At 65.3% G+C, this 13,635-nt stretch carries 11 protein-coding genes; 1 reads left to right on the top strand and 10 read right to left on the bottom strand.

What is annotated here, in order from left to right; genetic code table 11:
• Nucleotide 1: 1 nt before the first annotated feature.
• From Verru16B_RS10330 to Verru16B_RS10285, 10 genes are all read right to left on the bottom strand, one after another.
• Complete coding sequence (locus tag Verru16B_RS10330) at nucleotides 2-1,264, bottom strand: hypothetical protein (RefSeq protein WP_069962210.1); 1,263 nt, start codon at nucleotides 1,262-1,264, stop codon at nucleotides 2-4.
• A 1-nt stretch (nucleotide 1,265) separates the two neighbouring features.
• A complete protein-coding gene (locus Verru16B_RS10325; RefSeq protein WP_069962209.1) occupies nucleotides 1,266-1,898 on the bottom strand; it encodes a c-type cytochrome in 633 nt (210 codons plus the stop codon).
• A gap of 1 nt (nucleotide 1,899) precedes the next feature.
• The gene (locus Verru16B_RS10320) at nucleotides 1,900-2,430 is read right to left on the bottom strand and encodes a DUF3341 domain-containing protein (protein WP_069962208.1); all 531 of its coding nucleotides are present in this window, start codon (nucleotides 2,428-2,430) and stop codon (nucleotides 1,900-1,902) included.
• Nucleotides 2,431-2,442: 12 nt separating this feature from the next.
• On the bottom strand, nucleotides 2,443-3,876 hold the full coding sequence (nrfD, locus tag Verru16B_RS10315; protein WP_069962207.1) for an NrfD/PsrC family molybdoenzyme membrane anchor subunit: 1,434 nt from the start codon (nucleotides 3,874-3,876) through the stop codon (nucleotides 2,443-2,445).
• Nucleotides 3,876-7,178, bottom strand: a complete 3,303-nt coding sequence (locus Verru16B_RS10310; RefSeq protein ID WP_069962206.1) for a TAT-variant-translocated molybdopterin oxidoreductase — start codon at nucleotides 7,176-7,178, stop codon at nucleotides 3,876-3,878. The genes nrfD and Verru16B_RS10310 overlap by 1 nt, the downstream gene beginning before the upstream one ends.
• Complete coding sequence (locus tag Verru16B_RS10305) at nucleotides 7,178-7,837, bottom strand: cytochrome c3 family protein (protein WP_069962205.1); 660 nt, start codon at nucleotides 7,835-7,837, stop codon at nucleotides 7,178-7,180. Before Verru16B_RS10305 ends, Verru16B_RS10310 begins: the two co-directional genes overlap by 1 nt.
• A gap of 327 nt (nucleotides 7,838-8,164) precedes the next feature.
• Nucleotides 8,165-8,866 (bottom strand): ABC transporter ATP-binding protein, encoded by a 702-nt coding sequence (locus Verru16B_RS10300; RefSeq protein WP_069962204.1) that lies wholly within the window; start codon nucleotides 8,864-8,866, stop codon nucleotides 8,165-8,167.
• Entirely contained in the window at nucleotides 8,863-10,113 is a 1,251-nt protein-coding gene (locus Verru16B_RS10295; protein WP_069962203.1) for an ABC transporter permease, read from the bottom strand. The genes Verru16B_RS10300 and Verru16B_RS10295 overlap by 4 nt, the downstream gene beginning before the upstream one ends.
• Nucleotides 10,114-10,137: 24 nt before the next feature.
• A complete protein-coding gene (locus Verru16B_RS10290; protein ID WP_069962202.1) occupies nucleotides 10,138-11,277 on the bottom strand; it encodes an efflux RND transporter periplasmic adaptor subunit in 1,140 nt (379 codons plus the stop codon).
• Entirely contained in the window at nucleotides 11,274-12,566 is a 1,293-nt protein-coding gene (locus Verru16B_RS10285; RefSeq protein WP_069962201.1) for a TolC family protein, read from the bottom strand. Before Verru16B_RS10285 ends, Verru16B_RS10290 begins: the two co-directional genes overlap by 4 nt.
• A gap of 188 nt (nucleotides 12,567-12,754) precedes the next feature.
• Between Verru16B_RS10285 and Verru16B_RS10280 the strand changes: the two genes are divergently transcribed.
• Nucleotides 12,755-13,570 (top strand): ABC transporter permease, encoded by an 816-nt coding sequence (locus Verru16B_RS10280; protein ID WP_069963706.1) that lies wholly within the window; start codon nucleotides 12,755-12,757, stop codon nucleotides 13,568-13,570.
• The last annotated feature ends 65 nt before the right edge of the window (nucleotides 13,571-13,635 follow it).

The following is a 13,635-nucleotide window of genomic DNA, read 5'->3' as shown; positions in this document are numbered from 1 at the left end:
CTTAGTGGGCGGCTTTGGTCTGGTAGGCCTCCGGGGCCGCGGCCTCGTGGTGGGTCAGCGACTCGACGATGCGCGGGTCGCGGATCGGGATCAGCTTGGCGGTCGGGAAACTCTTGAGGTAGGACCACGCGCAGATGCCGCCGACGCCGATGACGGAGGTCAGCACCCACAGGAGGTTGAGCGAAAGGAACGGCTGGGGATTCTCGTGCGCGTCACGGAGGGCCGGGAGGACGTTGTAGCAGATGTCCACGAGGATGACGCCGGCGACCCAGATGCTGATGATCAGGGCGGGCTTCAGGGTGGATTTGCGGCGATAGGACAGCCAGGCGAGGAAGGGCACGAAGAAGTGACCGAAGAGGAGCAGCAGGCCGACCCACTTCCAGTCGCCGTACTCACGGATGTTGTACCAGAAGGTCTCCTCGGGGACGTTGGCGTTCCAGATCAGGAAGTACTGCGAGAAGGTGACGTAGGCCCAGAACACCACGAAGGCAAAGGAGAGCGCCACGAGGCAGTGCAGCTGGTTGGTGTTGAAGATGCCCTTGTAGTCGCCGCGGGTGTAGAGCCACCAGGTGATGACCACGCCGACGGCCATGGCGGCGCGCATGCAGTTAGCGAAGAACCAGACGCCGTACATCGTGGAGAACCAGTGGTACTCGAGGCTCTTCATCCAGTAGATCGCAGCGAAGCTGAGGGCCAGCGCGTTGATCGGGATGCCGAAGGCCGCGGTCTTGCGGTTCATGTAGGTCCACTTGAGGTCACCGTCGCTGTCCTGCGAGAACGAGGCCTTGCGCAGGCGGGCGGAGAGCCAGATCCAGCCGGCGAAGAACGCGAGCGTCATGCCGGTGAACATCGGGACGTTCAGGAAGCTGGCCTTCTTTTGGTAAAGGATGTCGGTGCCGACCGTGCCGTGGCCGCCGTGCAGCGCGTGGTCGAGGTCCATCCAGGGCCAGACGAAGCCGGGCTTCACCCAGGCCGAGATGATCAGCGGGATGAACAGGATGAACAGCCACTTGAAGGCGGACAGCCCGTGTTCGAACTGGCGGCGGATCACGGTGGACCAGCCGGCGTCGAAGATGTGGTGGATCATCACCAGCATCAGCATGCCGATGGCGACCGCGGTCCAGTAGGAGATACCCACGAGGTAGGCCATGGCGACACCATGCGGCTCGGCCACGAGGAGGCCGACGGCGGTGACGGCGAGACCGACGAGGCCGGCGATCAGGAATTTGTTCGCCAGAGAGGCGGTGGAGGCGGGTGCGCTCATGTTACTTCAGGCCTCCGCGTTGTTCGAGAGGGACATCATCAATCGTGGCGTTCGCGGCGCGCTGGAGGGCGCGCACATAGGCGACGACCGCCCAGCGGTCGTCGGGGCTCAACTTGTCAGCGTAGCTGAGCATGGTGTTCTTGCCGTTGGTGATCGTGTTGTAGAGCTCACCCTCGGCCATGTCGCGGAGACGGGCGTCGTGGTAGGTGGGCGTGGCGACCATGCCGTAGGACTTGGTGATGCCGTTGCCGTCGCCAACCGCACCGTGACACGGGGCGCAGTAGATCTGGTAGCGGTTCTGGCCGCGCTCGACCAGCTGCTGCGTAACGGGGACAGGAAAACCGCGGACGAAGGAGCCGTCGGCATTCTTGCCGGCGTAGTGCGCCTCGTCGGCGCGCAGGTAGGAGGCGTCCGCCGCGGTGGTGCGGCCGCGCGGCACCGTGCCCGCCGGAATGGCGCGGTCGGCGCGGCCGTCAGCGAAGAACTTGGATTCCGCCTGGGGCTTGTATTTGGCCTGGTGGTCCATGTCGGGCCACAGCTCGATCGGGGGCCGCGTGGCGTTGGCGCCGCGGAAGCCCATGACCGAGAGGGTCAGGATGACGAGGAAAGCGAGGGTGTAGTAGGCGTAGCGCATCTTATTCCTCGATTTCGACGATGTCCTTGCCGCCGGCGCGCTCCAGCAGGGCGCGGGTCTCGGCGGCGTTGAATTTCGGGTCGTTGCACTCGATCACGATGTAGAAGCGGTCATCCAGCGCGCGCACGAACTGCGGGGCCTTGAGCACCGGGTGGTAGTGCATGGGCAGCTTATTCAGGAAGAACATGCCGCCGATGGTCGCGAAGGCGGTGAAAAGGATGGTCAGCTCGTAGGACACCGGGAAGGCGAACATCGGGCTGAAGTACGGCTTGCCGCCGACGATCAGCGGATACTCGTAGGCGTTGGCCCACCAGATGAACGACATGCCGGTGCAGAAACCGGTGATGCCGCCCGCGAGGGAGAAGCGCGGCACCTTGGAGCGGCGCACGCCCATGGCGTAGTCGAGCCCGTGGACGGGGAAGGACGTGATGGCGTCCCACTGCGAGTAACCGGCGTCGCGCACCTGCTCGCAGGCGTGGTAGAGCGACGGGACGGTGTCGAAGGCGGCGATGATTCCGTAATTGGTCTTCATGGCGGGTTCCTCTTAGTGGTGGTGCGCGCCGTGCGGATCGGCTGCGGGGATGACCGCCTTCACCTCGGACATCGGCATGATGGGCACGAAGCGGATGAAGAGAAGGAACAGGAAGGAGAAGACACCGAAGGTGCCGAAGAACGTGAAGATCTCGACGATCGAGGGGGAGTAGTAACCCCAGCTCGACGGCAGGAAGTCGCGGGCAAGCGACGTGACGATGATCACGAAGCGCTCGAACCACATGCCGACGTTGACGAAGATCGAGAGGACCCAGACCAGCGCGGTGTTCTCGCGGATGGACTTGAACCAGAAGAACTGCGGCGTGATGACGTTGCAGCCAATCATGATCCAGTAGGCCCAGGCGTAGTGGCCGAACGCACGGTTGATGAAGGCGAAGCCCTCGTACGGGTTCGCGCCGTACCACGCGATGAAGAACTCCATCGAGTAGGCGTAGCCCACCATGGTGCCGGTGGCCAAAGTGATCTTACACATGCAGTCGATGTGGTACTGCGTGATCAGGTCCTCGAGGCGGTAGACGGCGCGCAGCGGGAGCATCAGCGTCATCACCATGCCGAAGCCGGAGAAGATGGCACCCGCCACGAAGTACGGGGGGAAGATCGTCGTGTGCCAGCCCGGGATGAGCGAGACGGCGAAGTCGAACGACACGATCGTGTGCACGGAGAGCACGAGCGGGGTCGAGATGCCGGCCAGGATGAGGTAGGCCATCTCGTAGTTGCTCCACTGGCGGTTGGAACCGCGCCAGCCCATGGCGAAGAAACCGTAGATGCGGGCCTTGAGCAGGTTGCCGGCCGCGGTGAAGCGGTCGCGCATCGTGCCGAGGTCGGGGATCAGGCCGATGTACCAGAAGAGGCAGGACACCGTGCCGTAGGTCGAGACCGCGAACACGTCCCACTCCAGCGGGGAGCGGAAGTTCTGCCAGATGCCGTTCGAGTTGGGGAACGGGAACAGGTAACCGGGCATCACGGCGAACCAGATGCGGCCGACGTGGAAGACCGGGAAGATCGCGGCGCAGACCACGGCGAAGATCGTCATGGCCTCGGCGGCGCGGTTGATGGACGTGCGCCACTTCTGGCGCAGGAGGCACAAGATCGCGGAGATGAGGGTGCCGGCGTGGCCGATACCGATCCAGAACACGAAGTTGACGATGTCCCAGGCCCAGTTGACCGGGTTCGCGTGGCCCCAGACGCCGACGCCCGTGGACACGAGGTAGATCAGGCCGGCGACGGTGAACGAGGCGATCAGGGAGGCGATGCCGAAGCACCACCACCACCAAGCGGGGGTCGTGCCTTCGACGATACCGCATATCTTGTCGGTGATCCACTTGAAGTCGCGGTCATTGTGCACCAGCACCGCGCGGGGCAGCGGCGTGGGCTTGACCTCGCCGAGGATGGCGGGGGCCGGATGGTCGGATGCGTGCGCGCCCATTAGTGCTTCCCTCCGTCGGTGTGACCGTGGTCAGCGTGAGCGGCCGGGGCGCCATGGTCGGCGTGGCCGTTCTTCTGGTTGTACTCCACGCGGCTGAGCGGGAGGGCGGAATAGTCCGGCATGTGCGGGTTCGGGTTGCGGAGCTTGCCGAGGTAGGTGGTGCGGGGGCGGACGTTGAGGTAGCCGAGCACCGCGTAGTCGCGCTCCTGGGCCTTCAACTGCGAAACCTTGCTGGCCTCGTCCTTGATGTTGCCAAATTCGATGGCCTCGACCGGGCAGACCTGCTGGCAGGCCACCTTGAACGAGCCGTCGGGGATGAGGACGTCACCGGTGGCGCCGGCCTTCCGCTTCTGGGCGATCTTGGCCTGCTGGATGCGCTGCACGCAGTACGTGCACTTCTCCATCACGCCGCGCATGCGGACGGTGACGTCGGGATTCTTCACCATCTTCACCAGTTCGGGCATTTCCTTCTGGTGACCGAGCGGGCCCATGTAGAGGGCGTCGGTGGCGCGCTTGTTGAAGTCGAAGAAATTGAAACGACGGACCTTGTACGGACAGTTGTTCGCACAATAGCGGGTGCCGATGCAGCGGTTGTAGGCCATCGTGTTGATGCCCTCGTCGTCGTGCACCGTGGCGTTGACCGGACACACCGTCTCGCACGGGGCGAGCTCGCAGTGCTGGCAGGTCATGGGCTGCATGGAGACCTGCGGGTCCTCCGGCAGCACCGTGTTGCCCTCGGCGCCAAACGCCTCGGCGTCGGCCCGGCCGTCAGAATAGTAGCGATCAAGGCGGATCCACTGCATTTCGCGACCGCGCTGCACTTGGTCGCGGCCCACGATCGGGATGTTGTTCTCCGCCTGGCACGCGATGATGCAGGCGTTGCAGCCGATGCAGGTGTTCAGGTCGATCGACATGCCCCACTGGTGCATGCCGTCGAAATTCGGGGTCTCGTAGAGCGAGTTGCCGCGGGGCGTCTCGGTGGCGATGAAGGCGAGCGGCTTGTCCTTGTCCGCGCCGAGGATGGCCGGCGAGTGGGACTCCATGCCGATGCCGTCCACGAAGGCCGGGTTCGACTTGAATTCCTCGACGTTGGCCTCGCGCACGATGTCGCGGCCTTCCATCGACCAGTGTTCCTGGGTGTTCGCGAGCAGCTGGCGCTCGGCCGTCACCCGGATGGCGGCGCCGGTGATGAAGCCCATGCCGTCGCTGGTGCGGACCGCGTAGGCGTTGAAGCCCGCGCCGGTGCCGACGTGGCCCGTCACGCTGCGGCCGTAGCCGAGCGGGAGCACGATGGTGTAATTCGAAAGACCGGGCTGGATGTGGAGGGGGCCGGTGACCTTGCGGCCGTTCACCGTGACCTCGCCGATGAAGGCGTTCTCCTTGCCCATCTTGAACTCGGCGACTTCCTTGCGGGCGACCTGGAGTAGGCTGCCGCCGGGGACGATGCCGAGATCCTTCGCGAGACGCGGGCTGACGAGGATCGCGTTGTCCCACGCGATCTTGGTCATCGGGTCCGGGCACTCCTGGAGCCAGCCGTTGTTGGCGAAGCGGCCGTCGTCCATCTTGTGGTCGGTGGCGAAACGGATCTCGAGGTTGTCCCTGGAGAGGGCGACGAAGGCGGGGTTCGAGGCGAACGCGGCGCCGGCGCGGGCCGAATCAAACGAAACGCTGACGGCCGGGTAGGCCGAACCCTCGGCCAGACCGTCGTGCAGGAATTTCTCGAAGGCCTTGCGGTCGCCGCCACGGGTGGCGAAGACCTGCTCATAGGCGTCGGGTTTGGCCTCGCCGGCGAGGCGGGCCAGCAGCTCGACCTCATTCAGGCCGTTGAAGAGCGGCATGATCATCGGCTGGACCGGCACGATCGTGCCGTCCACCGTGCGGGCGTCGCCCCACGACTCGAGGTAGTGAGTGGCGGCCAAGTGGGTTCCGGACAGGGCGGAGGTCTCGTCCTGATAGTAGCCGTAGCGGATGACCTCCGGCACGGACTTGAGCAGCGCGCCGAAATCGAGGTCGGCCGGCGCGTTGTAAGCCGGGTTGCCGTTGAGGATGAAGAGGGTCTTGACCGCGCCGCCCTTGATGGCGGTGGCGAGGGCGGTGATGGTCGAGGCGCCGGCGGGCTCGACGGCGACGAAGTCGATCGTCTTCCCGATGTTGCCGAGGCCGGCGTTGATCGCGTAAGCGAGCACGTGGACCTGCGCGGGCTGGTGGGCTCCGGCGACCACGAGGCACTCGCCCTTGTGAGCGACGAGATCGGCGGCGCATTGCTCGACCCAGGCCGGATTGATGTCCAGGCCCTTGGCCAGAGACTCGTAGGCGGAAGTGTTGAGCGCCTTGCCCGCGAGGGCGGCGGCGAGGGCCAGCATGTGGTTGCTGGCGAGACGCAGGCGGTGGTCCGCCATGCTGCCCGTGAGGGAGAACCCGCTCTCCGCCACGTAAAGGCGGTTCATCTTATCGGCGTCTTCCTTGGTCGCGACACGGCGGCCCTTGGCGAAATCGCGCGAGTAGTACAGCGCGCCGGCCTCGGCGTGGAAGAAGTCGGCATCGAGGCTGACGATGCGCTTGGCCTTGGCGAAGCGGTAGACCGGCTTCACGTTGCGGCCGAAGGCGGCCTGGGCGGCGGCGACCGGCGGCTCGTCCTGCACGGGCTCATACTCGGACCAGATGGCGCGGGGGAATTCTTTCTTCAGCTTCGCGATGAGGCGGGCGCGGGTCGGCGAGGAGGACTCATCGGCCAGGAACGCGAGGCCCTCGCCGTTGCCGGCGTAGGTCGCGCGGATGCGGGCGAGGAGATCGTTGACGTCGGCGACCTTCAGCGTGCGGCCGGCGGCGGTGTGCGTCGTGGCGCGCTCGGGATCGTAGAGGTCGAGGACGGAAGCCTGGGCGAGCAGCGAGCTGGCGCCACCGTGCGGGGCGTAGCTGGGGTTACCCTCGAGCTTGGTCGGGCGGCCCTGGTGGGTCTCGGCGACGAGCGGGATGGCCGACTTGCGCAGCGGCATGGCCGTGGCGAAATAGAGCGGGAGGCCGGGGACGGTGTACTCGACGGACTTGCCGTAGGGCAGGATGTGTTTCTCGGGGCGGCGGCAGCCGGCGAGGCCGAGGCCGCCGAGGGCGAACGAGGCGGCCATCAGGCGCATGAACTGGCGGCGGTCGACGCCGTTCAGCTCGGACGCGCCCTCGGGGAATTCGCGGGCTAGGTGCTCGCGGAAGCCGGGCGTGTCGGCCAGTTCGTCGAGGCTGCGCCAGTATTTCGGACCGGAGAGGTCGCGCTGCGCGGGGGCGGAATGATCAAATTTGCGTTTCATCAGCGATGGCAACCGGAGCAGCTCTGCGGCGGCATGATCTTGGCGTGTTCGACGAAATCCTTGGCTTTCTTAAGTCCCTCGGGGCCTTGGTCGGCCAAACGGAGGGAATCGAGATTGAAGACGTCCTCGGGGGCGCGGACGCGGGCGGCGGGGTCGCGGTGGCAGTCCAGACACCAGCTCATGCTGTGCGGCTGGTCATGCTGGACGACCTGCATCTCATTCACCTTGCCGTGGCACTCGACGCAGCTGACGCCGCGGTTCACGTGGACGGAGTGGTTGAAGTAGACGTAGTCGGGCGTGGCGTGGATCTTGACCCACGGCACCGGGTCGCCGGTCTGGTAGCTCTGGCGGACGGGCTCCAGCAGCGGGCTCTGGGCCTTGATCGCGCTGTGGCAATTCATGCAGGTCTGGGCCGCGGGGACGCTGGAGGTGCCGGACTTCTCGACGGAAGTGTGGCAGTAACGGCAGTCGAGGCCGAGCTGGCCGGCGTGCAGGCTGTGGTCGAACGGCACCGGCTGAACCGGGGCGTAGCCGACGCGCAGATAGGCCGGAGTGGCGTAGTAGGTGATGCCTGCCGCCGCGACACCACCCAGGATACCGAGGAAAATCAGGATCTGCAGGGGCAGCGCGTTGGCGGATTTCGGGAAGATCTTGGACATGTGCGTCAGTCTGGAATCCGGCGGAAAACAGAAGGGATCGACCAGCGATCCCTTAAATTGAGCGAAGAATTCAGGCTAGCGATTGGTGTGCGGTAAAAAGTTCCTTCAGAGCAAAGAAGGCGTGGGTGTAATGTAAAACAAAATTTCCACCCCAACCCCCCGGAGTTTCAATATTAGCGCCAACATGAGCAACGGATGCGTTGCTAATCGTAACGGACGGGGGCGCCCGAAACCGCGTGGCGACCGGGGCCCGGGTCGGATTTCACTGCCCGGGGCAAGTTACGGCGGATCGCCGCCCGTGAGGTCTGGGCGGGGTGGAACCCCGGCTCAGACGACAAATTCGCCGTCCCGCATCGGCTTGATCTCATCGCAGCGGTTGGCGATGTCGGGATTGTGGGTCACCAGGACCACGGCCTGGCCGTTTTCCTTGGCCAGCCGGGTCAGGAGGTCGAAAATCAGGCCGGAATTGCGGACGTCGAGGTTACCGGTGGGCTCATCGGCCAGGATGATGGCCGGCTGGTTGGCCAGCGCCCGGGCGATGGCCACGCGCTGCTGCTCACCGCCGGAGAGCTGGGTGCCGAGGCGGTGGGCCTTTTCGCCCAGGCCGACATCGCCGAGCAAACTGCGGGCGCGGGCCTCCATCTCGGGCTCGGACAGGCGGCCCAGCTTGCGCATGGGCATCATCACGTTGTCGAGGGCCGAGAACTCCTGCATCAGGAAGTGAAACTGGAAGACAAACCCGATGTGCTCGCCGCGCGCGGCGGTGCGATCCAGGTCGCCGCTGTTGGACATCAGCCGGTCGCGAATCCAGATGGAGCCGCCATCGGGCTGGTCGAGCAAACCCAGCAGGTAGAGGAGCGTGCTCTTGCCGCAGCCGGAAGGGCCGACGATGGCCGTGACATGCCCGCGCTTGGCCTCGAAGGACACCCCGCGGAGGACGTGTACTCTCCCCTCCCCCTGCCCGAGGTAGCGGTGGAGTTTCTCGCAGCGCAGGGCGAGACCGGTGTGCGGTTGCGTGGGTGCGCTCATGTCGAGGTCCCCCGGATGATGTCACCCGGCTCCAGGCGCGCCGCGCGGCGGGCCGGGACGAGCGAGGCCACCATCACCATGACGACCGCGGTCAGGACCGCCGCCACGTAATGCCAGGGTGATGGCGCTACGATGAAGTGGTCCGTCCGGAAAATGCCCGTGATCGACAGCGGGATCCGCGACACCGCGTAGGTGAGGCTGGCGCCGACGATGCAACCGATCACGGAACCGATGCCGAGGACGATGCCGGCCTGCCACAGGAATATCTGGGAGATATCCTCCCGGGTGTAGCCCATGGAGCGCAGGATCGCGATTTCCTTGGTTTTCTCCATCACGATCATGGCCAGGGTGTTAAACATGGCCAGACCGGCGATCAGCGAGAAAACTGAGACCGTGATGGCGGACGAGACGCCGAGGGCGCGGAAGGTTTCGAGCCAGCTTTTTTCGCGCACCTGCCAGCTGCGGGCACTGTGGCGCAGGACCTCCTCCATCTGGGCCGCGTCTTCCTTCGCGCGGTTGTGGTCGTAGAGGCTGACCTGGATGAAACTGGCGCCGGTCGTCTTCTTGAGCTGAGAGCGGGCTTCGGGGAGGTGCAAGTAGACGCGCTCCTTGTCGATGTCGCTTACGCCAGTCTGGTAGATGCCGGAGACCCGGTAGCGCCGGGCCTGGCCGGCGGCCTCGATGATGAAGGAGTCGCCCGTTGCGAGTTGGAGGCGGTCGGCGATGTCCTTGCCGATGAGCGCGCCGGTCGCGGCCTTGCGGAAGTCCTCGGGCTGGCCCTGGATGATCTGTTGGCCGAGTTGGGAGACCAGGATGTGGTTGTCGAACACGATGCCGTAGATCTTGACCGAGTCGCTCTTGAAGGCGCTGCGCAGGACGGCCCCGCCGGTGACGACCTCCGAGATGCCGGAGACGTTGCGGAAGGCGCGCAGGGCGTCGATGAGCAGCTTCGGCTCTTCCACGCCCTCGATGTACTTGCGGCCTTCCTTCTGCCGGATCTGAAAGGTTGACCCGCTGCCGTCGCCGCCGGCCTCCATGGAACGCAGGGTGTCCTGGAACTTGTCCTCGATGCGGATCGCCCCGTTCGTGCCGAGGATGGTCTTGATGAAGAAATCCTCGAAGCCGCTGGTGGTGGCCTGGGTGACGACGAAGAGGCCGACCCCCAGCACGATGCAGGAGAGGCTCATCAGCATGGCCCGTTTCTTGGCCGTGAGGAACCGGAAGGCGATGCGCAGCGTCGGGGACATCACTCGGGACGGCGGGCGGGCCGGTTACTGGAGCAGCTTCGTCCGCACGCGGCTGCCCGGGCGGTAAAGATCCAGCTCCTCCACGATGACGAGGTCGCCGAGCGCGAGGCCAGAGAGGATTTCGACGTCGGTGTTGGAGACGTAGCCGAGCTCGACCTTGCGCAGCTCGATGCGGCCGTCGGTCACGACAAAAACCTCGCTGCCGCGGAGCGCGCGGCGGGGGATGACGGCTGCGCCCTCGCGCTGGCCGATCACGATGGTGACCTCGCCCGTGAGGCCGGGCACGAGTTTGTCGACCTCCAGGTCGACTGCCAGATGCACGGTGTAGCGCTGGGTCTCGGGGTTGGCCGTCGGCAGGATCTTGGTGATGGTGGCGGGGAAGCTCTTGTTGCCATAGCCGAGGAAGCGGACCGAGGCCTTCTGGCCCAGCTTGAGGCCGGCGAAGTTTTCCTCGCTGATCTTGGCCTCGACGGCGCGGCTGCTGGAGATGAGCGTGGCGATGACGTTGTCGCGGCCGATGAGGTCGCCGACGCGGGCGGCGAGGCTGACCTCAGAGATCACGCCGTCGGTGGGGGCCACGATGGTCATCTTGGCCTTCTCGCGCTGCTTGGCGCGGAGGGCGTTCTCAAAATTCTCGAGGGCCAGGCGCAGATTGACCTCGTCAAGGTCCATGCGCTGGACGAGCTGCTGGTAGAGGCGCTGCTCCTTCTCAAAATCGGCGAGCGGCTTGGCGCCGGCCTTCACGGCGCGCTCCATCTCGGCGAGGCTGTCGCGCTTGTTCTCGACCTCGGCGCGGAGGGTCGAGCCGACTTCCTGGCGGCGGCGGGCGGCGGCGACCTCGTTGGTGATGCGCTCGATCTCGAGGTCGGCGTCACCGGTGTCGAGCTGGACGAGGACCTCGTCCTTCGCCACGGGGCGACCCGGGTCGAGGACGGAGGCGACGATGCGACCGCCGACCTCGCTCTTGAGCTCCATGAGGTACTCGGCCTTGACCTCGACGCTGCCGGGCACGGCGTTGATGGCCCGGCCCGGCTTGGCCGCGGCGACGACCGCGACGGGGCGGAGCACGACAGAGAAAACATACCAGAGACCGGCGGCGACGGCGCCGAGCACGAGGGCGCGCCAGAGCCACCGGCGGCTGGTTGGGGCGGCAGGCGTGCTCATTTGTTGAGGGGCAGGTTGGCGAGCACCGGATCCTGGGCCACGGTGCCGAGGAATTCAGACACCTGGCTGTAGTAGTCGGCCCGGGTCGAGTAGGCGTTGATCTGGTGGTCGAAAAGCCCGAGTTGCACGACGCTGACGTCCTCCTGGGCAATGACGCCACGGGCAAACTGTTCCTTCACGGAAATGAGGTTGTTCTGGCTGGAATCCAGGAGGCGGTCGTTGATGGAGGCGTAGCGGGCGTGGAAGCCGGCCAGCCGGGCCTGCGTCTGGGCCTGCTGAGCGATGCGGTCGCTGAGGACCTTGTAATCACCCTCGAGCTGGCGGATTTTGGCGAGGGCGCTGCGCACCCCGGAGCGCGCGCTGAAACCATCGAACACGGTCCAGTTGGCGGAGATGCCGACGTACTGGGAGTTCACCTGGTATTTCTGGGCGACATTGAGGCTGTAGCTCTGCTCGTCCTGGGAGATACCGAGCACCAGGTTGAACTTGGGGCGCAGGCGGGTCTTCTGGTTGGCGAGATTCAGTTTTTCAATGGCCAGGGAATGCCGGAAGTTCACCGCCTCGACCGAGGGGATTTCCGCCTGGGCCAGATAGCTGGCCAGCACGTTCTGAATCCCGGTCGTTTGGGGCGGGAGCGCGGGGATGGAATCAGGGATCGACTCATCGCTGGGCGCCGGCTCGCCGGTCAGGCGGCTGAAGGAGGCCTTGATGTTTTCATAGTCGAAGATCGCGCGCTCGGCGCTGATGGCAGCCCGCTCCGCCTCGATGCGGATGCCGAAGATCAGGGCCTCGGAGATCACCTTCTTGGCGAGGCGTTCCTCGCCCTGCTGGAGCAGGCGGTTGTTGTACTCGAGCTGGAACGCGGCCCGCTTGGCGCGCAGTTTGCCGAGGATCATCGAAAAATAGAGGCTGCGCAATTCCTGCGCGTAGAGCCGGTAGCCGTCCCGGTACTGGCCTTGGGCGATGGTCTCGCGGATCTGGCCGATGCGGGCGGAGTTGCGGCGTTCGCCCCAGTGGAACAGGGGCTGGTTCAGGGAGAAGTTGTAGTAAACCTTGTCCACATCCAGCCGGCCGGCGAGGTCACCCCGCTTGTCCCGGGCCTTGTTGAAGGAATAGTTGCCGCCCACGGAGGGCAACAGGCCGGCGCGAGACGCAATCAAGTCATTTTCGGCGATTTCGAGGTCCACCGCGCGGCTGATCATGCGCGGCGACTGGGCGACGGCTCGCTTCAGGATCGCATCCAGCTGGGGCAGGACCATTTCCGGCGTCACCACGTCCTGTGCGTGCATGCCTTGCCACAGACCCAACGCGCACAATACCGCACCAACCAAACGTCTCGGATTTTTCATGGGATATGAGGTGACAGGTCGCCGCAATGCAAGTGCCTTGGCAACCAGTAAATCACTGGAGAACTTCCCAAGTCCGCGGGATGAATGGCTTTGACTGCGGTGACCTGGGATCACTTAAAGCTGTCACCATGCTCAGCCGCCTCCCCGCCTCTGTCACCAGCCTGTGGCAGCATCGCGAACTCCTGCGGCAGTTCACCCTGCGCAACGTCGAACTGCGCCACAAAGGCAGCCATCTGGGCCTCATCTGGTCGTTTCTGAATCCTTTGCTGCTGCTCGGCCTGTATGTGTTGGTCTTTGGTTATATCTTCGGCGGCCGGTTCAAGCCGGCAGACGTGGCCGAATCGCGGGTGGAATACGCGTTGGTCATCTTCCTCGGCCTCGCGATCCATCATTTCATCGCGGAAGTGCTGGCCGTGGCCCCCAGCCTGATCCTCAACAGCCCCAATTTCGTCAAGAAGGTGGTTTTCCCGCTGGAGATCCTGCCCGCCGCCTGCGTGGGTTCGGCCGCCCTGCACTTCCTGATTACCCTGGGCCTCGTGCTGATCGGTGCGCTCCTCACCGGGGTGCCCCTGCACGCCGGCGTGCTCTGGCTGCCGGTGCTGCTCCTGCCGGTGCTGCTGGCCGCCTACGGCCTCGCCCTGGGACTGGGTGCACTGGGGGTCTTCTGGCGCGACGTCGCGCAGATTGTCCAGTTCGCCTCCCTCGTCCTGCTCTTCGCCAGCGCGGTGTTTTACCCCTTGGCCAAAATCCCGCCGGATGCCTGGGTTTTCCTCAAGTTCAACCCGCTGTTACTGACGATCGAAGCCGCGCGCGGCCTGGTCTTCTGGGACCGGCCGCTGAACCTGCGGCACTTGGGATACCTCTACGCGTTCGGCACGGTTGCCTGCCTGCTCGGGGCCACCCTCTTCCAGCGCCTGCGGGGCGGCTTCGCGGACGTGCTTTAGCCCCCAAGCCAAGGCCGGTGACGGGGGTAGGCCACGTCGGTTGGCCGGGTCACGCGGTCCGGTGA

It is taken from the genome of Lacunisphaera limnophila (genome assembly GCF_001746835.1).
GTDB lineage: Bacteria > Verrucomicrobiota > Verrucomicrobiia > Opitutales > Opitutaceae > Lacunisphaera > Lacunisphaera limnophila.
This window is presented reverse-complemented; position numbering and strand designations above follow the sequence as displayed.